At 68.5% G+C, this 19,115-nt stretch carries 13 protein-coding genes; 4 read left to right on the forward strand and 9 right to left on the reverse strand.

Annotation, left to right across the window (positions count from 1 at the left end):
• Positions 1–5 precede the first annotated feature (5 nt).
• The 6 genes from OXG83_10495 to OXG83_10520 form a co-directional block, all read right to left on the reverse strand.
• Positions 6–1,352, reverse strand: a complete 1,347-nt coding sequence (locus OXG83_10495; GenBank protein ID MCY3965460.1) for an aspartate aminotransferase family protein — start codon at positions 1,350–1,352, stop codon at positions 6–8.
• 9 nt (positions 1,353–1,361) lie between these two features.
• Entirely contained in the window at positions 1,362–2,504 is a 1,143-nt protein-coding gene (locus OXG83_10500) for an aminotransferase class III-fold pyridoxal phosphate-dependent enzyme (GenBank protein ID MCY3965461.1), read from the reverse strand.
• A gap of 82 nt (positions 2,505–2,586) precedes the next feature.
• Positions 2,587–4,794, reverse strand: a complete 2,208-nt coding sequence (gene katG / locus OXG83_10505; GenBank protein ID MCY3965462.1) for a catalase/peroxidase HPI — start codon at positions 4,792–4,794, stop codon at positions 2,587–2,589.
• A 136-nt stretch (positions 4,795–4,930) separates the two neighbouring features.
• Complete coding sequence (locus tag OXG83_10510; GenBank protein MCY3965463.1) at positions 4,931–7,471, reverse strand: TonB-dependent receptor; 2,541 nt, start codon at positions 7,469–7,471, stop codon at positions 4,931–4,933.
• 101 nt (positions 7,472–7,572) lie between these two features.
• A complete protein-coding gene (locus OXG83_10515; protein MCY3965464.1) occupies positions 7,573–8,349 on the reverse strand; it encodes a VOC family protein in 777 nt (258 codons plus the stop codon).
• A gap of 40 nt (positions 8,350–8,389) precedes the next feature.
• Positions 8,390–10,180 carry a PQQ-binding-like beta-propeller repeat protein gene (locus OXG83_10520; protein MCY3965465.1) on the reverse strand — a complete coding sequence of 597 codons (1,791 nt, stop codon included), beginning with the start codon at positions 10,178–10,180 and terminating at the stop codon, positions 8,390–8,392.
• A 105-nt stretch (positions 10,181–10,285) separates the two neighbouring features.
• Between OXG83_10520 and OXG83_10525 the strand changes: the two genes are divergently transcribed.
• Complete coding sequence (locus OXG83_10525; GenBank protein ID MCY3965466.1) at positions 10,286–11,188, forward strand: oxidoreductase; 903 nt, start codon at positions 10,286–10,288, stop codon at positions 11,186–11,188.
• 16 nt (positions 11,189–11,204) lie between these two features.
• Complete coding sequence (locus OXG83_10530; GenBank protein ID MCY3965467.1) at positions 11,205–12,821, forward strand: FAD-dependent monooxygenase; 1,617 nt, start codon at positions 11,205–11,207, stop codon at positions 12,819–12,821.
• On the opposite strand, the gene OXG83_10535 is transcribed toward OXG83_10530, so the two are convergent.
• Complete coding sequence (locus OXG83_10535) at positions 12,778–14,295, reverse strand: AMP-binding protein (protein MCY3965468.1); 1,518 nt, start codon at positions 14,293–14,295, stop codon at positions 12,778–12,780. The genes OXG83_10530 and OXG83_10535 overlap by 44 nt on opposite strands.
• Before the next feature lie 67 nt (positions 14,296–14,362).
• On the opposite strand from OXG83_10535, the gene OXG83_10540 reads away from it, so the two are divergent.
• Entirely contained in the window at positions 14,363–15,376 is a 1,014-nt protein-coding gene (locus tag OXG83_10540) for an alpha/beta hydrolase-fold protein (protein MCY3965469.1), read from the forward strand.
• Positions 15,373–16,524 carry a mandelate racemase/muconate lactonizing enzyme family protein gene (locus OXG83_10545; GenBank protein ID MCY3965470.1) on the forward strand — a complete coding sequence of 384 codons (1,152 nt, stop codon included), beginning with the start codon at positions 15,373–15,375 and terminating at the stop codon, positions 16,522–16,524. Before OXG83_10540 ends, OXG83_10545 begins: the two co-directional genes overlap by 4 nt.
• Positions 16,525–16,547: 23 nt before the next feature.
• Here the strand turns inward: OXG83_10545 and OXG83_10550 are convergent, their stop codons facing one another.
• Positions 16,548–18,068 carry a VCBS repeat-containing protein gene (locus OXG83_10550; protein ID MCY3965471.1) on the reverse strand — a complete coding sequence of 507 codons (1,521 nt, stop codon included), beginning with the start codon at positions 18,066–18,068 and terminating at the stop codon, positions 16,548–16,550.
• Positions 18,019–19,086, reverse strand: coding sequence for a tocopherol cyclase family protein (locus OXG83_10555; protein ID MCY3965472.1), 1,068 nt, complete (start codon positions 19,084–19,086; stop codon positions 18,019–18,021). The genes OXG83_10550 and OXG83_10555 overlap by 50 nt, the downstream gene beginning before the upstream one ends.
• Between the last annotated feature and the right edge of the window lie 29 nt (positions 19,087–19,115).

Consider the following 19,115-nt stretch of genomic DNA (forward strand, 5'->3'; position numbering starts at 1 on the left):
GCGTTTCAGGCGGCGAGCACGTACTCGGCAGCTCCGTCCGCTGCCTCCAGGAACCGGTCGATCTCCGCGTCTCCCATCGGAGTCGAGAGAGCGCCGAAGAGGCCGCGGGCACCCATCAGAACTCCCCGGTTGAACATCTCCCGGGCGATCCGCTGGAGTTGCGGCGCCGCGGAGCGCGCGGTGAAGACCGCCCGGAAGTCCCTGGGCGGCTCGTCCCCCGGCACGGTGGCGAACAGTGAACCGCGGCCCGTGGCCACGGCTTCGATGCCGTGTCTCCCGAGGACTTCCCCGAGCCCGCTGCGGGCACGGTCGCCGAGCCTCTCGAGCTCGTCAAACACCTCGGGCGTGAGGCGCCTCATCGTTTCGTAGCCTGCCACCATCGTCACCGGGTTGCCGTTGTAGGTGCCGCCGTGGTGGACGAGCTCCCCGTCGCGGTGATCGAAGACCTTCATCACCTCGGCCTTGCCGGCCACCGCGCCGACCGGGAAGCCGCCGCCGATGATCTTTCCGAGCGACACGAGATCCGGCTCCACGCCGAGCCGGTGGCACGCTCCGCGATAGTCGATCCGGAACGACAGCACCTCGTCCGCGATCAGCAGGGCGCCGCACTCCCTCGTCTTCGCGCGCAGTGCCGACACGAACTCGACATCGGGCGGGATCAGCCCGAGAGCGGCGGGCAGGGGATCGAAGAGCACGGCGGCCAGATCGTCGCGGTGCTCGTCGATCAGGGCGCTGCAAACCGCAATGTCGTTGAGCGGCAACGTGACGACTTCCGTCTCGAGGCTCTTCGCCATGCTCGGCTCGAGCGTCGTCGCCGGCCGTTCCGAGTCGCCCCAGTTCCTGGGGCGCGAACTGTCGCTGGCCTGCGCATAGTCGTAGATACCGTGGTAGCAGCCCTCGAACTTCGCGATCTTGCTGCGGCCCGTCGCCGCGCGCGCCGCGCGAACGGCCAGCAACACACCCTCGCTACCGGAGTTCGCGAACCGCACCTGATCGATGTACGGAATCCGATCGATGAGCAGCTCGGCGAGGCGGATATCGGCCTCGGTCGGAAGCGAGAAGGCCGTCCCGTTTCCGATCACCCGTGCGACCGCCTCCGTCACCCCGGGATGGGAATGCCCGAGGATCAGCGACGTGTAGTTGTTGACGAAGTCGATCCGCTCCTCGCCCTCGACGTCGGTGACCATGCAGCCCCGGCCCGAGGCCGCGTAGATCGGGTAAGGGTCCATGACCAGGGTGTGGCGGCTGTTGCCGCCCGGCATGACCTCCAGGGCCCGTTCGTAGAGAAACCGGGAGGCCGAGTCCTCACCGAGGTAGCGGTCGGTGCTGCGGCGGTGAGGCGTGGACTTCACGGGAACCGCTCAGCCGAGCGCCTGAAACGCCCTCGCGGTTCCGGCGAGCGCCTGCTCGATGTCGGATTCCGTGTGTGCGGCGGACAGGAACATGTTGTGCCAGGGGTGCAGGAACACACCGTGGTCGAGGGCGTGGCTGCAGAACGCGAAACCCTTCTCTCTCCTGTCGTCGTCCTCGAAGAGGACGGTCGGCATCTGGGGTGGTCCGGTCTGGCGGATCGCGTGGCCGTAGCGACGAGCCTGTTCGTCCAGGCCGTCCCGAAACTGCTGCCCCAACCGCTCCACGACGGCCGGCGCGTCGACTTCGGCCAGAAGGTCGAGCGTCTCGATCGCCGCCGCGAAGGGCGCTGCCTGGTACCAGAACGAGCCGGTGACGAAGATGCGCGTCGCGGCCTCGCGATACGCCTCGTTGCCGAGAATGGCCGCCACCGGTTCGCCGTTGCCGATCGCCTTGCCCCACGCCGACAGGTCGGGTTGGACGCCCAGTTCGGACCAACTGGCGTCGAGCGAGAGGCGCAGCCCGGCCCGCACGTCGTCCAGGATGAGAGCCGCCCCCTCGGCGTCACAGATCTCGCGGGCGCGGCGCGCGAAGGCGAGGTCGGGCAGCTCCTGGTCCTGGCCGGCGTCGTGCTTGAACGCGGAGACGACGATGCCGGCGAGGTCGCCGGCCACCGCCCGGGCGGCGGCGTTCAGGCTCTCAACCTCGTTGTAGCGGTACGTCGGGAAGTGGACGTGATCCTCCGCGGGTGTGCCCCTCGACATCCGGTTCGCCCAGGGCGCCGCGCCGTGGTACGCGCCCTCGGCCACGAGGATCTTTCGCTTCTTACTCCGAGCGCGAGCCACCATGTTGCAGACGGTCGTCGCGTCGTTGCCGTTCTTCGCGAAGATGGCCCACCCGGCGTGGCTGACTTGCCCCACCAGGCGCTCGGCAAGCTCGATGATGAGGGGCGGAGGCGCATTCGCGATGTCCAGCCGGTCGCGCTGCGCGTCCGCGGCGGCGCGAATGCGCGGATTGCCGTATCCGGCGATCATCGGACCGTATGAGCACATGAAGTCGATGTACTCGTTGCCGTCGACGTCCCAGAGCCGGCAACCTTCGGCCCGCTCGAAGTACTGCGGGTACCGCGGCGGCATGAGCCGGTATGTGGACATGTGCCCGTACATCCCGCCGGGGATCACGCGCTCGCCCCGGAGTTTGAGTGTCTGGTTCCGTTCGAGCTTCAACGGCGCCCCATCAGGCGAGGTCGAACCGATCCAGGTTCATCACCTTGTTCCAGGCAGCCACGAAGTCGCGCACGAACATCTCCTGCGAATCGTCGCAGGCGTAGACCTCCGCGATCGCCCGGAGTTGGGAATTCGAGCCGAAGACGAGGTCGACGGGGGTTCCGGTCCACCTGGCCTCCTTCGTTTCGCGGTCGCGGCCCTCGAAGACGCTCTCGTGCCAGGAGCACTGCTCCCACATGATCCCCATGTCGAGCAGGTTGACGAAGAAGTCGTTCGTCAGCGCCCCGGGCCGCTCGGTGAAGACGCCGTGCTCGGACCGACCGGCGTTCGCGTCCAGGACGCGCAGGCCGCCAACGAGAACCGTCATTTCGGGCGCCGTCAGCGTCAGCATCTGCGCCCGGTCCACGAGCAGCGCCTCCGCCGGGCGCTGGTGACCGTTCGCCATGTAGTTGCGAAAGCCGTCCGCGGTCGGTTCGAGCACCGCGAAGGACTCGACATCCGTCTGCTCCTGCAGCGCGTCCGTTCGACCCGGCGAGAAGGAAACCTCGATCTCGTGCCCGGCGTTCGACGCCGCCTGCTCAATGGCCGCGCACCCGCCCAGGACGATCAGGTCGGCGAGCGAGACCCGCTTGCCGCCGGATTGCGAGTCGTTGAAATCCGCCTGGATCGCCTCCAGCGTCCGCAGGACTTCGCCGAGCTGTTCCGGATCGTTGACTCCCCAGTCCTTCTGGGGCGTCAGTCGAATCCGCGCTCCGTTCGCCCCGCCGCGCTTGTCCGTGCCGCGGAACGTCGCGGCCGACGCCCAGGCGGTCGAGACCAACTGCGAGATGGACAGCCCGGATGCGAGAAGCCTGGCCTTGAGCGCCGCGACGTCCTGGCCATCGATCAGATCATGGTCGACGTCGGGGACGGGGTCCTGCCAGAGCTGGGGCTCCGCCGGAACCCACGAACCAACGCAGCGGCTGCGCGGTCCCATGTCGCGATGGGTCAGCTTGTACCACGCCTTGGCAAAGGCGTCCGCAAACTCGGCGGGGTTCTCGTAGAAGCGTCGCGCGATGGGCTCATAGATCGGGTCGACCTTCAGGGAAAGGTCCGTCGTCAACATCATCGGAGCGTGCCGCTTCGACACATCGTGGGCGTCCGGCACCGTACCGGCCGCCGCATCGTCCTTCGGGGTCCACTGGTACGCGCCGCCCGGGCCCTTCATGAGCTCCCAGTCGTAGCGGAACAGATTCTCGAAGAAGTTGTTGTCCCACTCCGCGGGTGCGGTGGTCCAGGCGCCTTCCAGGCCGCTCGTGATCGTGTCGCCGCCCTTGCCGGAGCCGAAGGTGTTCCTCCAGCCGAGACCCTGCTCCTCGAGGCCGGCGCCCTCGGGTTCGATGCCAACGTACCGGCCCGCATCGGCGGCGCCGTGAGCCTTGCCGAAGGTGTGTCCACCCGCGATCAGGGCCACCGTCTCTTCGTCGTTCATCGCCATGCGGCGGAACGTCTCGCGAATGTCCCGGGCCGCGGCCACCGGATCGGGAGTGGCGTTCGGGCCTTCCGGATTCACGTAGATCAGACCCATCTGCACCGCACCGAGCGGATTCTCGAGTTCCCGGTCGCCCGTGTAGCGCTCGTCACCGAGCCACGTCGTCTCGGATCCCCAGTAGATGTCCTCCTCGGGCTCCCAGACGTCCTCGCGACCGCCGGCGAAACCGAGCGTCCTGAACCCCATCGACTCCAGGGCGCAGTTGCCGGTGAAGATCATCAGGTCGGCCCACGACAGCTTGCGGCCGTACTTCTGCTTGACCGGCCAAAGGAGCCGCCGCGCCTTGTCCAGGCTGACGTTGTCCGGCCAACTGTTGAGCGGCGCGAAGCGGAGTGTCCCGGAGGCGCCGCCACCCCGGCCGTCGCCGATCCGGTACGTCCCGGCGGAATGCCACGCCATGCGGATGAAGAGCGGCCCGTAGTGGCCGTAGTCGGCCGGCCACCACTCCTGCGAGGTCGTCATCACCTCTTCGATGTCCTGCTTCAGTTCGTCCAGGTCGACCTTCGCGAACTCCTCGGCATAGTTGAAGTCCTCGCCCATCGGATCCGAGAGCGAGGAGTTCTGGTGGAGGACCTTCAGGTTCAACTGGTTCGGCCACCAGCGCTTGTTCGCGATCGTTCCCATCGCCGAGTGTCTGTCCGCTCCGGCCAGAACCGGGCACTTGCCTGCGCTCGTTGTGTCGTCCATGCGGTGCTCTCTCCCGTCGTGTTCGTTCCCTCTCGCTCCCCGTCCCCTGCTGTATACAGGGATCGGGAGCCGTTGAAAAGTCCTACGGCGCGAGCAGTCTCCGGGCCGGCAGACAGCGGCCCGGATTCACGCGCCCTCAGAAGGTGAGACGCAGGGTCGCGCCGGCGGTTCGCGGCGGCTCGAGGAACGTGCTGCGGCTGCCGACGCGCAGCGGCGTGTTGAACGTCACGTTCTTCGTCTGCTCATCCGTCACGTTGTTGCTCCACAGCTCCACCGCCCATCGGCCGGAGTAGCCGCCGAGTCCAACTCGCACGTTCGCCTTCATGTTCGCCTCCTGGATGTCGAGAGCGAGGTTGGGCTGAGTGCTGGTCCGCCGGTCGTCCTCCCAACGCCCGTTCACGGACGCGAAGACCAGGAACCGGTCGCCCACCGTGTCATCCCAGTTCGCGCCGAAGGACACGACGTTCTCCGGCGCGTTGGTCAGCCTGGCGCCGCACAGCGACTGGACCGAGGCTGCGGCGAGATCGCCTGCGCAGTCGTCCGGGTACTCCGAGTCCGCGAACGTGTAGCCGAAGTTCAGCGTAACGTGCTGCCCCGCGACCGCCGACAGCTCGAACTCGGCGCCCCGGCTCTGCGCCTTCGGCACGTTGAAGGTTCTGAACTGGACGCCCGTGAACTCGAGTACCTGGAAGTCCTCGATGTCGTAGTCGAACAGCGTGGCGTTCAGGCGCACCCGACGGTTCGCGAACTCCGACTTCACTCCCAGTTCGAGGGCGTCGATCTTCTCCGAGTCGAACCGGGGGTCGGCGCCGCCGACGGCTGCGGTCGAGTCCAGATTGAAGCCGCCGGACTTGAAGCCGTGGGTGTAGCTCGCGTAGCCCTTGACGGTGTCGCTGAACTCGTAGACGGCCTGCGAGGTGTAGACCAGCTCGTCGTCCTGGAACGTGTCCGCGAACGTCGCGGGGAGGATCGGCACGCCGGTATCCGCCGGCGTGGCAAAGGGGAAGCAGTTGAAGGCCGCGTTCAGGTTGCCGATCGTCGTCGCCACCGGCGCGAGCGGCGTTCCCGCGGCGCCTTCAGCCAGGGCCCGCGCGTTCAGCAGGGTCGCGAGGCAGCCGGGGTTGCTCGCGGCCGGCTGCCTGAAGCTGCCGTCCTTCGTCTCGTCGACGTACCGCAGCCCGGCGACCAGCGAGAAGCGATCCGTCAGGCGGAAGGTGTTGTGCGTGAAGATCGACCACGAGTCGCCTTCCTGACGGTAGATGTTGTTCGCGAAGGCCCCGCCGACCGGAACACCGCCGGAGAAGGCGAGCGCCTGGTTGTCGGCCGCCAGAACGTCTCCGAACGTCCCCCCGGTGGCCAGGGGCACTCCGCCGAGCAGTTGCGCCGGGGCGAGCGCCGGAGCGAGGGCGTAGTTCCACAGAACGGCATCGACGAAGGACGAGAAGTCCCCCATGAGGCCGAGGCCGATGTGCTCGAGAATGTCCTCGCCCGAGGCGAAGCCACCGACCAGCCAACTGACCCGCTCGGTGTCGCCGCTGAGCCGGAACTCCTGGGTCCAGGACTCGATGTCGTCGAACGTGCCGAAGCCGTTGGCGGCCTCCGGAGAGACACCGTACACGCCAATGCCGACGAAGTCGTCCTGGATCGACGAGGCGAAGAAGTCGCGCCACGAACCCAGGTAGGTCAAGGAGACGTTGCCGGTCAGGTTGTAGTTGAGCTCGGCCGACAGGCCCTTCTGATCGAAGGGGTTGACGAACGGTCCCGCGTTCGAGCGCCGGGCGTCGAAGGCCGACGGACCGACGACGGAGACGCCGCCGTCTGCCGGAAGTCCGGCCGCCGTGAACGAACCGAGTGCCGTGGCCGGCGTTTCGAGCAGGACGACGGCGTCGCAGCACTCCTCGTCCGCGTCCGAGTAGTCGCCGATGATCCGCAGCAACCCGCGGTCGCCGAGGCTCCAGAGCAACTGCCCGCGAACCAACGCCCGGTCGCGCGTGTAGCTCTCGGCTCCCGAAACGCTCTCGACGAAACCGTCCTGGTTTCGGACAGCAGCCGAGAGCCGGTAGCCGACCCGATCAGAAAGGGGGCCGCCCACCCCCGCCTGGAGATTGAAGGCGTTGAAGTTGCCCGCCGTCAGATTGAGGAAACCTGAGTGATCCGTCAGGCTCGGCTGCCGCGTGCGCAAGTTCAGGGCGCCCGCCGAAACGTTGCGGCCAAAGAGGGTGCCCTGCGGGCCGCGAAGCACCTCGATCGACTCGACATCGAGCTGATCGCCGAGCGCGATCCCCGGCCGACTCAGGTAGATCCCGTCGAGGAACACGCCGACCGAACTCTCGAGTCCGATGTTGTTGCCGGTCGTGCCGACGCCCCGGATGCGCAGGGTCGTTCCCTGCGACTCCGTCTGCGACGAGTTCATGTTGAAGCTCGACGCCAGCGTCGGCAGGTCGCGTATGTCCATCATGCCGGCGCGCTCGATCTGGAGGGGCGTGATCGCCGTCACCGCGATCGGTACGTCCTGCAGCGACTCCTCGCGCTTCGTCGCTGTAACCGTGATCTCCTCGACGAACAGGCCCTCGGCCACCGCCGGATCCTGAGCGGGTTCGTCCTCCTGCGCCCACGCCGAGCCTGCGGCCAGAACGAACGGAACGAACCCGGACAGAAACAGTCTTCTCAGCTTCAAGGTGGAGCCCCTTTGGAGTAGTCCGTTGCGGAGGGGGCGGCCGCAACGAGTGTCTTCCGGCCAACACCCGGCAGGGCACGGCTATTCCATCGAGGAGCCCCTCAGACGAGCCGGAGGCGCATGCCGCAGATCGTCACGAGGTCTTCGCCGGTGCGGCAACCCGCGGCCTCGGCGTTGGCCAGCGCCCTTGCCCGGTCCGTCACACGGATGTCCAGTCCGCCGAGCCCTTCGGGACGGCCGTCGCGCAGGGGGACGAAGCGGATCTCGGCATCCCGCAACGCGATCGTCGGAACGTCGCCGCCGCCGACCGGCTCGTCGAGAACCTCGCCCCAGCGGGCGGCCAGTGCCGCGGGATCGGCGGTCTGGATCTCGGCGGCGCGAATGCCGTCGACGATCTCCGTGTGCTTCGCCCGCTGCCAGTCCTCTCCGGCGGGCCACCAGGAGCCGTCCGGGCGCTCCTCGTCGACGTTCCAGCGCAGTTCCGGGATGGCGCCGGGAACGTCCTTGGGATGGAGCTGCATGCCCATGCCGCGCTCGCTCCGGCCCGGTTCCGAGACCAGACGGATGCCGAGGTCCGCGACCCGCTGCTGGTAACCGGCGTAGCTACCCTGAGGAACCTGCATGATCACCATGTAGCCGCCGTCGCCGCCGCGACGCTTGAGGTACCGGCCGCCGGGCGTGTCGTGCTCGCCCGGTTGCGGCGACACCGTCTCCAGGAACTGGTCGCCGAAGGGGATCAGGAAGTTGTGCAGACCGTACTTCCCCACGCCCGGGTCGCGGTAGCAGACCTCGACGCCGAAGACCGACTCGCACTGCTGCTGGATGCGATCGAGGTCATGGGCGACCAGACAGATCTGGCGCATGCGGATTTCGGACATGGACGGCTCCTTGTGCGGGCTGGGTTTGAGAGGGGCGACTCTACGGCAACGCGAACACGAACAGATTGCTGCCACGGCCGGGGCGGAGTTCGGGTGTCATGCGCGCGTTGGTCAGCCGGCCCGGACCGGTGTTGACGGCCACGTACTGGCGGCCCGAGACGGCGTACGTGACCGGGAAGCCCATGACCGGGGCACCGAGGTTGATCTCCCACAGCGCCTCGCCAGTCTCCTGGTCCAGGGCCCGGAAGCGTCCGCCCTGGTCGCCGCCGAACAGCAGGCCGCCGCCGGTCGCCAGCAGCGAGAAGGTCGCGGCCCGCGTCTCGTAGACCCACAGGGTCTCGCCGGTCTCCGCCGAGATCGCCCGCACCGTGCCCAGCTGGTCGGTGCCGGGCGCCACGACGTGGTTGGCGGCCAGGGCGTAGTGCGCGACGATCTGGTCCAGGGCCTTGACCTCCTCGCTCTTGAAGTCGGTCGTCACGAGCATCTCCGCGCACGCCTGCCGCAGCGGGAAGTACATGGTGCGCGTGACGGGGCTGTAGGCGCCTGCTTCCCAGTCCTTGCCGCCCGCCCACGAGGGGCAGATGAACATCACCTGCTCGAGTTCGCGGAAGATCACCTCTTCGTTGAGGCTCACCTCGCCGGTGGCGCCGTCGATGCCGGTGATCACGTTCTGCCGCACGGTCGGCGTCGCCCAGAGAAACTCGCCCGTGGCGCGGTCGAGGGTGTAGACCAGACCGGTCTTGCCGGGGATACCGGTGACGACCCTGCGCACCTCTCCCGCCTTCAGCCGCGGGTTGATCCACTCGACCGCTTCCGGGTCCGGCGCGACCGCCGTATCGACCAGGATGCGCTCGAAGACGTGGTCGAGGTCCCAGGAGTCGTTCAGGTGCTGGTAGTGCCAGCGGATCTCGCCGGTCGAGACGTCGAGCGCCAGGGTCGAGTTGTGGTACAGGTGCGTGAGATTCGTACCGCCGAGCATGAACCTGGGCGCCGGCGCCGTGACGCCCGTGCCGATGTAGACGAGTTCCAGTTCCGGGTCGTAGCTCGGCGGCATCCAGGTCCCGACGTGGCGGCGGTCCTCGTAGGGCACCGCGCCCCAGGTCTCGTTTCCCGGTTCGCCCGGCGCCGGCAGGGTGCGGCGCCGCCAGAGTTCCCGGCCTGTTTGCGCGTCATGGGCGAGGATGACGCACGCGTCCGGGCCGCCGAGGGGCCTGCAGCTCCGCCCGGAGATCAGCTTGCCGTCGGCGACGATCGGCCCGGCGCTGTGATGGGCCGGGTTGAACTTGTAGTCGAGGATCCGCGTCTCCCAGGCGAGTGCGCCCGTCACGGCATCGAGCGCGTAGGCGTAGTGGTCGGCGCTGGTGCCCAGGATGTACTCGCCCCAGATGGCGATGTTGCGCGTCTTGCGGGCTAGCGGTCCGGTGTAACCCCAGACGTCCTCCGGCAGGTCCCGCCGGTACTCCCAGATCAGCTCGCCGGTTTCGGCCGAGAGAGCCTGGATGACGTCCTCCCTGTTGGCGACGTACAGCACGCCGTCGTACGCCAGCGGCGTGGTCTCGGCGCTTCCATCGGCCATCGACCTCGTCCACTCCATCCGGATCCGCCCGACGTTCTCCCGCGTGATCTGGTCGAGCGGGCTGTAGCCCCAGGCGTCGAGGGTGCGGCGGAAGCTGAGCCAGTCTTCCGGCGCCGGGTTCTGCAGCATGGCGTCGGTGACCGGGACGAACTCGCTGCCCGAAGACTCCTGCGCGCCAGCGGTCGCGCCGGTCAAGGCCGGACACGCGACCAAGAGCGCCGCCGACAGGAGAACGCTGACCACACGTCCGTTCATCGCCTAACGATAGTCCTCCCCTGGGATGGCCGAGAAGTCTGGCGGCGCTTACCGTTGAGGGTCGACGGCCAGTATCGGTAGCCTCCTGGCCCGGAGACCACACTGATGGCACAGGGATTCACGGACCGCGACGTCCCCGACCAGTCGGGGCGGACGTTTCTCGTCACCGGGGCGAACACCGGCATCGGCTTCGAGACCGCGAGGGTGCTGGCGAGGCGCGGTGGGCGCGTACTGCTGGGGTGCCGCTCCGAGGAGCGAGCCGCCGGTGCGATCGCCAGGATCCACGCCGAATCCCCGGAGGCCGACCTCGAGTTCCTGGCCCTCGACCAGGCTGATCTGGCCAGCGTGCGAGCGGCCGCCGAGAGGGCCGCCGCCGAGCCCCGGCTCGACGTACTCGTCAACAACGCCGGCATCATGGGGGTGCCGCGCACCCTGACCGTCGACGGCTTCGAGGCGCAGTTCGGGGTCAATCACCTCGGCACGTTCGCGCTCACCGGGCGGCTCCTGCCGAAGCTGGAACGAACCGAAGGCAGCCGGATCGTGATTACCGCCAGCCTCGCCCATCGCGGCGGCCGGATCCACTGGGAGGACATCGACGGCGCGAAGCTCTATTCGCGCCAGACGCGCTACCGGCAGAGCAAGCTGGCCAATCTGATGTACATGTACGAGCTTCACCGGCGGCTCAAGGCCCGCGGTTCCCGGACGATCGCCGTCGCCTGTCATCCCGGCCTGGCGCAGACCGAGATCGGCCGCGACTTTCCCCTCATCCAGGCGGCTGCGCCCCTGATTCGCATCTTCTTCAATACCCAGGCAATGGGCGCCTGGCCGACTCTCATGGCGGCGACCGCACCCGGACTCACCGGAGGCGACTACTACGGGCCACGGAACTGGGAAGTAAGCGGTCCGGCCGGCGGGGCCTGGTCGTCGCCGGCCAGCCGCGATCCGGAGCTGGGCAGGCGGCTATGGGAACTTTCGGTGGAGATGACCGGAGTGGATCCTGGAATCTGAACGCATCGAGACGCAGGTGCTGATCATCGGCGGCGGTCCGATCGGCCTGATGGGATCGCTGCTCCTGTCCCGGCTGGGCGTCAAGTCGCTGGTCGTCGACCTGCGGGGACGTACGAGCACCCACCCTCGATCCCGGCTGCTGGACGCACCCTCGGTCGAGTTGATGCGCGAGGTCGGCGTGGAGCAGCAGGTGATCGACACCGGCCTCGGCCCCGACTGGACCGAGTACAACCGCTGGTTCGACTCTCTGGCGGGCAAGGAGATCTGCCGGGTCCCCACGCCGTCCTTCCACTCGGTGCGGACCGACCGCAGTTCGTCCATGCCGGTGATGACGGCGCAGGACTACGTCGAGGCGATCCTCTTCGACCAGGCGGCGTCGGACCCGAACGTCGACCTCCGCTTCGACACCACCGCGAACGGACTGACTCAGAACGACACCTGCGTCTCCTGCACGATCCGCGACAACCGCACCGGCCGCGCGACCCCCGTCTCCGCCGGGTTCGCGATCGGCGCCGACGGTCTCCGGAGTTCGACGCGCACCGCCATCGGCACGACGCTGGAGGCGGACTTCATGGACGTCTTCTTCCAGGACGTCATCTTCGAAGCGGACTTCTCTGGACACACCAGCGACCGGCAGGGCGGCCTGCTCTTCATCGCCCACCCGATGGGGGCCGCCGTCTTCCAGCCACTCGACGGCGTGCGGCGCTGGCGCTGCCAGATCGGCGGCTTCGACCGCACGCAGCAGATGACCGCTGAGTTCGCCGAGAACTGGATCCGGTCGGCGCTCGGCGCCGACGACCCGGTCCCGATCGAAGTGCGAACGATGACGGAGTGGCAGTTCCAGCCGGGCCGCGCCGGCCGTCTCGGCAGCGGCCGCATCTTCCTGGCCGGCGACGCCGCGCACGTGTTCATCCCGACCGGGGGCCTCGGCAACAACACGGGGTTCGTCGGCATCCGCAACCTCGCCTGGAAGATCGCCTTCGTGCTTCGCGGCGCCTCGCCCGCTTCCCTGCTAGAGACGTACGACACCGAGCACCAGCCGGTCGCCGAGCAGCGCGTCGCGGCCGGACGGCGCAACGCGCAACTGTCCGGAGGGATCTTCCGGGCGTTCCACGAGGGCGGCGATACGCAAGCGGCCGCCCGGAACTGCCGTCAGTACGGGGAGTACGAGGGGTTGATCTACGGCTACGAGTTGACATCGAGGCTCTGCGCACGCGACGAGGAGCCCGCGCCCGCGGTGGAGAATCCCGTCTGCGACTACGTGCCGGTCGTTCGGTCCGGCCGCCGGGCGCCGAACCTGTGGCTGGACGGGAGTTGGAACCGTTCCCTCCTCGACTGGAACGGCTTGGGCTACACCACCGTTCTGGGCGCGCACGTGGATCCCGAGCCGTGGCGGGCCGCGGCCGGCGCGCTCGCCGAGAGCGGGTTCCCCATCCGGACCGCACGGCTGCCGGAAGTCGAGGCCGAATCGCCGTACGACAACGGGGAGATCGTCCTCATGCGCCCCGACGGCATCGTCGCCGACCATTGGGACGCCGCCAGCGTGGACTCCGGCGACGAGCCGGCGCGCCTGACGCGCATCCTGCCCATCAAGGGTCGCGGCGCAGGCTCTCCGCCACCTCCCTCTTCATGATCTTCCCCACTGCGTTCTTCGGCAGTTCTGCCTGAACCACGAAGCGGCTCGGGATCTTGAACCGGGTCACGAAGCCCGCGGTGTGGGCGCGGAGTTCCTCCTCGCTGGCGTCGGCGCCGGGCTTGAAGACCACGGCGGCCCAGATGTCGTCGCCCCAGGTCTTGTGCGGCACGGGGACGACGGCGACTTCGGAGATCGCCGGGTGCTCGTAGAGCGCCTCCTCGATCTCGCGCGGTGAGATGTTCTCGCCGCCCTTGATGATCAGGTCCTTCTTGCGATCTGTGATCCGCAGGAAGCCATCCGCGTCCAACACGCCAATGTCGCCGGAGTGCAGCCAGCCGTCGCAGACGGCTTCGGCGGTGGCCTCCGGCTTGCCCCAGTAGCCCTTCATCACGTTGCGACCGCAGATGCAGACCTCGCCCGGCGTCCCGGCCGGCATCCGGTTGTGGTCGTCGTCCATCACCGCGACCTCCACGCCGTCGACGGCACGGCCGCAGGAACCCGCGCGGTAGTCGTCGCTGTCCGAGTAGGCGGTGGCGACCGCGGTCGACTCGGTCAGGCCGTAGCCGTCGCGAACGGTGCAGTCGAACTCCCGCTCGAAGTCGACGCGGACCTCGTTGGCGAGCGCGGCGCCGCCCGACCACACCCAGTTCAGAGAACCGATGTCGAAGCGTTCCCGCTCCGGGAAATCGAGCAGGTAGGTGAGCATCGTCGGCACCATGCCCATGCGCTCGATCCGGTCCCGCTCGATGTTCTCGAACACCTGCCGGGTGTCCCAGCGCACCATGACCGTCGCCCTGAAGCCCTTGACGAAGCCGACGCACATCATCAGGACGCCGAAGGAGTGGGCCATCGGCATCACGTGCAGGATCGGCATCCCCTCCGGCATCTCGGCCATGCCGCCGATCTGCTGAGACGACCACAAGATGTTGTCGTGGGTGAGCATCACTCCCTTCGGCCGGCCGGTGGTGCCCGACGTATAGAGCAGCAAGGCCAGATCGTCGCCGGCCCGGTCGACCAGGTAGTCGACGGGCTCCGCCGCCGCGATCTCGTGCGTAATGTCGGTTGCGCCGGCGACTTCGGTTGGACCGAGGCTGAGGAGCGCCTCGCAGTTCGAGGCTGCGCCCCGGGCCGCGTCGACGACAGGCGCGAGTACCGGCGCCACCAAGGCGACCTTTGCCCCCGAGTCCTCGAGCAGGTAGCCGACTTCGCGCGGACCGAGCTGCGGCATCACGGGGAGGATCACGGCGCCGATCTTCCACACCGCCTGGAAGGCGCAGAAGATCTCAGGGCAGTTCGGCATCATGACGACGACGCGGTCGCCGGGGCCGACGCCGCGCGCCCGGAGCACGGCGGCCAGTTTGCGGGCCAGGAGTTCCTGCTCCTCGTTCGTCCTGGTGCTGCCCTCGAAGCGCACGGCGTCATAGACGCCGAAACGCGCGAGACTGTCGATGGCGAGTTGTGCTGCGTTCATCCGGGACGGGCCTTCTCGTGGAATCGAGGCGTAGACTGGAGAGCCTACGTCCAAAGGAGGTCTGGTCATGCACCGAGTTCCGGGAGCCACAGCTCTTCCCCTGCTCGCCGTCTTCCTGCTTGCCACGGCGAGCCACGCCCAGGAATCCAGCCTGACGAACCACCCGCTCGCCAGCGAGCTGGTGCCAGGCGAGCCGCGGTTCGACCTCCTGCTACCGCCGGCCTATGACCCGGAGCGCTCCGAGCCCTACCCGCTCCTGCTCTGGCTTCACGGCGGCTCCAGCGGCGAGGGCAACCTGGAACGTCGTCTTCGCCCCCATCTCGAACGTGCCTGGGACGAGGGAACGATCGAGCACATCGTGGTCGTCACTCCGATCACGGGCGGCTCCTACTACATCGACTGGAAGGGCGGAGGGAAGAGCTGGGAGACCTTCATCCTCCAGGAGCTGCTGCCCCATGTCCGAAGCCACTACAACGTGGCGCAGGACCGGGCCGGCACCGTGCTCGGCGGCGGCTCCGCGGGAGGTCAGGGCACGCTCCGGATCGGCCTCCGGAACCCCGAGATGTTCGCGGCCGCGGCGGCCCTCGAACCGGGATTCCCACCCGTGGCCTCCTTCGCCGACCTCGACCTCACGCCCTACGGTCCCGGCGCGATGCGGTTCCTGAACGAGCGTTTCGGCGATCCCTTCGACGTCGAGTATTGGCGAGCCCGTCACCCGCCGACGATCGTCATCGACAACGCCGACCGGCTCCGCGCCTCCGGACTGAAGCTCCTGGTCGAGGCCGGCGACGAGGACGCGAACCTGACGTACCTCAGCGCCGAACTCGTCCACCGGCTGCTCTTCGACGCAGCGATTCCGCACGAGTACCACCTGATCCAGGGGGCCGCCCACACCGGGCGCTCGGTCCCACGGCGGATCACGAACGTGCTCGCGTTCTTCCAGCGCGCGCTGCGTCCCCAGGGGCCCGACCCGCAGGCCGAACGGCACTTGGCCAACGCCAAGCAGAGCGGCCGCTACGCGCCGCGGGTTCCCAACCAGCTCGACTTCGAGACCGTCGACTTCCGCAGCCCGCCGCCGTGAGGATCGATCGCCTCGAGCTGTACCACGTCAGGTCGCCGCTGCCGGCGCCGCTCCACGTTGCCGCGCAGCCCGGCCACGGGCAGACGCACAACGAGCTGACGTTCGTCCGCATGACGACGGACGAAGGCGTCGTCGGCGAGTCGGCGGGAATGACCCTGGGCCGCTTTCACGCCGGCCTCGGCGACGCTCTGGGGCCCTTCATTCTCGGCCGCGACCCCCTCGACATCGAGGGCTTCGGCAGCGTGCTCGACGCCGGCGAGGCCCTCGGCATCCGCCTGGCCTGGCTCGAACCGGCGCTGTGGGACATCGCCGGCAAGGTCAAGGGAAAGCCCGTGTACGAGCTGCTGGGCGGCGGCAGGGACAGGCTCAGGGCCTACGCATCGACCTCCGAGCTTCGATCGCCCGAGGAGCGCACCGAGAACCTGCTCGAACTGAAGGAGATGGGCTTTGCCGCCGTCAAACTCCGCGCCCACTACCCGGACTGGCGCGACGACGTCGCGGTCATTGAGCGGGCCCGCGAGGCGGTCGGGACCGACCTGGCGCTGATGGTCGACGCGAACCAGGGCTTCCACTTCTCGCTCCTGCCCGGCGCGCCGCCTAAATGGGATGTCGACATCGCGGCCGCGTTCGCGAGCGCCATCGAGCCCTGCGACATGACCTGGATCGAGGAGCCGCTCGACCGCAACGACTACGCGGCGCTCGCCGAACTCCGCCAGCGGACCTCGATCCCCCTCGCCGGCGGCGAGTTGAACTGGCGGCTCAACGAGTACGGACTCCTGGTCGAGAAGCAGTGCCTCGACATCCTCCAGGCCGATGCCATGTTCTTCGGCGGCATCGCGGGATGCCGGAAGGTGGCCGCTCTCGCCGGCGCGAACGGCCTGGCCTTCGTCGCTCACACCTGGAACAACGGCTTCGCCCTGCTCGCCAACCTGCATCTCATGGCCGCCAGCCCCAACTGCGAGTGGTGCGAGTTCCCCTACGAACCGCCGGGCTGGACCACCGAGGGCCGCGACGCGCTGCTGGCCGAGACGACGGAGATCGACGACGACGGCTATGTCCACCTGCCCCACCGCCCCGGCCTCGGCATCGTCATCGACGAGGACAAGCTGGAGAGCTTCGGAGAACGGTTCTACGACGGGCGGGCGTAAGCCGGCGCGAGGCGAAGCCGGAGTCAGTCGCCAGGCGGCAGCGACAGGTGCCGGCTCTCGGAGTCGCGGGCCGGAAAGAAGGCGCGCCGCGGCTCGGCGGTGCGGACCTGCTCGAGCCAGAAGACGCCGTCGTAGCGGCCGCTGTTGCCGCGCGTCGCGACCAGGTCTTCGTCTCCGTCCTGGTCCATGTCGAGCACGACGAACTCGTCGAACATGCCGCGCACGCGGCGGGAAACGTCGTGCCGGGTCCACTTGGCGGCCGGGTCGCCGGGGTTCTCGAACCAGCCCAGGCGGCCCGCGACGCTGGCGGCGGTCTTGTCCTCGCCGTCGCGGTCGCGCGGGCGGGAGCTGTAGCCGCCGCTCCAGAGGTCGAGGTCGCCGTCGTCGTCGATGTCGAACAGCGCGAGGCCGGTTGGATTGTCCGGCGCCGTGTCGCCGATCGGATGAATCGTCCACGGTTGTGCGACCGGATCCGCCGGCTGCTCGAGCCACACGTTCAGCACCGGCGTCTCCTGGAGGACCATGTCGAGCCGGCCGTCCCGGTACAGGTCGGCGAACTCGACGTTCATGCCGGTAAGCCGGCGCGGGCCGCGCTCCCACGGCGCCGTCCTGCCCGTGACCTCGATCGGATGTTCCTCGAACGCCAGTTCCGAGCCGGCTTCGAGCAGGTTCTCCAGCCAGAAGATCCTCGCTTCCGACCGGCTGCCGGCGAGGATGTCCAGGTCGCCGTCGCCGTCCAGGTCGACCGGCCGTGAGTTCATCGGCACCGTGACGGTGGTCAGAACCGTCTCGGTCCAGTTCGAATCGACCAGCGGATCCCCTTCGATCTCGAACACGGAGACCTCCTCGAGCGGGAAGGTGTCCGGCACCGGCTCGCCTTCCGGCTGCTGCGCACCCTTGTTCGGCGCGACCGCCTCGAGCCGGCCATCCTGGTCGAGATCGGCCAGGTAGACGCGGATCCATGATCCCCGCCCCGCCGTCACCGACGGGATGAGCCGCGGCCAACGACCGTCCCGAACCTCGGAGCCCGGATTCTGGAAGTAGGTCAGGTGGTCGAGTTCGCACGCGACCAGCACGTCGAGCAGGCCGTCGCCGTTCACGTCGCCGATGGCTATGTCCTCGGCCGCGGCAGCCTCCCTGCCTTCCGCCAGGGTGACGCTGGTCCAGCGGTTCGGATCGCCGCTACCGAAGTGGAGCCGGACGTGGTCGCTGTCCTCGTGGACGGTCACGATGTCCAGGTGACCATCGCCGTCGAGGTCGGCCAGCTTCAGGCCGTCGGCGCCGCGCATCGGGACGCCGCCGGAGAGTTCCTCGTCGTCGATCCGGTGCTCGCGCCAGGAGATGAACTCGCCGCCTGCGGACTGCGCCGAAGAGGGGGTCTCGGCGACCGTGAGCGGCATGTCGGTCGCGGCCGGGTCCGCGGGCGTGCAGGCGACGAGAACCGCCAGTGCCGGCGCCAGGGCGCCGGCGGCGAGTCGCGCGACCGGCTTGCGCTCAACCCGGCCCGACACGCTCGATCCGTCCGTCGACCTCGGGATGCTCATGCCAGTCTCCCCACTCCACGTGGCACCAACCCTCGCTGCTCAGTTCGCCGGCATTCTCCCACTCCGGCTCGGAGTCGTCGCCGCTACGCCCCACCCGTTCCAGCAGCCGCAGCCGGCAACTCGCCAGATCGCTGTGCAGGCAGAAGCAACTCGATCCGTCCGGGTCGATGTAGGGCGCTTCGAGGATCAGCTTCAGGGGACAGTTCACCTCCAGCTCGACCCGTTCGCGTTCCGATTCGGCCGCGAAGGACCACCGTCCGGGAACCGATCCGCTCGTTGCCGCGGAACCGTCAAGCGGCGCGATCAACCGCACCTCACGGCCACGGACGCGCGCGATCAGCATGTGGACCGGCGGCGGCCCGTCCGCGGAGGCCGGGATGCAGGAAACCTCCAGGTAGCCGTCCGGATCGTCGTCGAACCGGTTGCAATGAGCCCAGAGCCAGTGCGGCGGGTGCTTCCGGCCCCAGATGTGGCTTTGCTCGCCCGGCGCGCCCTCGATCACGAGTCGGCGGTCCCCGATCTCGATCGTCCCGGCGAACTCCGTCCCTGGGTACGGGTAGATCATCGCTCCGGGGAGATCACCCGAGCTGTAGAGCCCTTCGGGGAACGGCAGGATGAGTTCCGACTCCGCCGGCCACTCAAGATGCCACCGGACTCGCCGGCCGCCTTGACCGATCCCGCCCCGGGCCAGTCCGTTGCCCAACTCCGCCGGCGCGAAGTTGTGTCCGTCGAGGGGGCCGCCGCCAAAGCCAAGACGAAACGGGGTCGCCTGGGACTCGAGCGTCGCCAGGGGACGGCGCTCGAACACCCCGAAACTGCGCTCGGGATTCCGGCGATCGAAGAACGCGAACCAGAGTCCCAGCTCGGCGCAGCGCTCTGTAGTCTCGGGCGCCTGGAGGACGTATCGAATCCAGTAGCCCGTCTCGCTCGCCAGGTCGTTGAGGGTCAGGTAGTAGACCTCGTAACTGCCGCGGGCGGCGGCAGTCCACCGGAGGGCGTTGGCCTGGTCGAGGTTCATGCGCGGTCCGTAGGGCCGTGTCGACTACA

This window comes from Acidobacteriota bacterium (assembly GCA_026707545.1).
GTDB lineage: Bacteria > Acidobacteriota > Thermoanaerobaculia > Multivoradales > Multivoraceae > Multivorans.

Excerpts from the sequence above, each read along its gene's own strand:
- OXG83_10500 (MCY3965461.1), bottom strand. The coding sequence starts at position 2,504 with ATGTCCACATACCGGCTCATGCCGCCGCGGTACCCGCAGTACTTCGAG.
- katG (MCY3965462.1), bottom strand. The coding sequence starts at position 4,794 with ATGGACGACACAACGAGCGCAGGCAAGTGCCCGGTTCTGGCCGGAGCG.
- OXG83_10515 (MCY3965464.1), bottom strand. The coding sequence starts at position 8,349 with ATGTCCGAAATCCGCATGCGCCAGATCTGTCTGGTCGCCCATGACCTC.
- OXG83_10520 (MCY3965465.1), bottom strand. The coding sequence starts at position 10,180 with ATGAACGGACGTGTGGTCAGCGTTCTCCTGTCGGCGGCGCTCTTGGTC.
- OXG83_10525 (MCY3965466.1), top strand. The coding sequence starts at position 10,286 with ATGGCACAGGGATTCACGGACCGCGACGTCCCCGACCAGTCGGGGCGG.
- OXG83_10535 (MCY3965468.1), bottom strand. The coding sequence starts at position 14,295 with ATGAACGCAGCACAACTCGCCATCGACAGTCTCGCGCGTTTCGGCGTC.
- OXG83_10540 (MCY3965469.1), top strand. The coding sequence starts at position 14,363 with ATGCACCGAGTTCCGGGAGCCACAGCTCTTCCCCTGCTCGCCGTCTTC.
- OXG83_10550 (MCY3965471.1), bottom strand. The coding sequence starts at position 18,068 with ATGAGCATCCCGAGGTCGACGGACGGATCGAGCGTGTCGGGCCGGGTT.
- OXG83_10555 (MCY3965472.1), bottom strand. The coding sequence starts at position 19,086 with ATGAACCTCGACCAGGCCAACGCCCTCCGGTGGACTGCCGCCGCCCGC.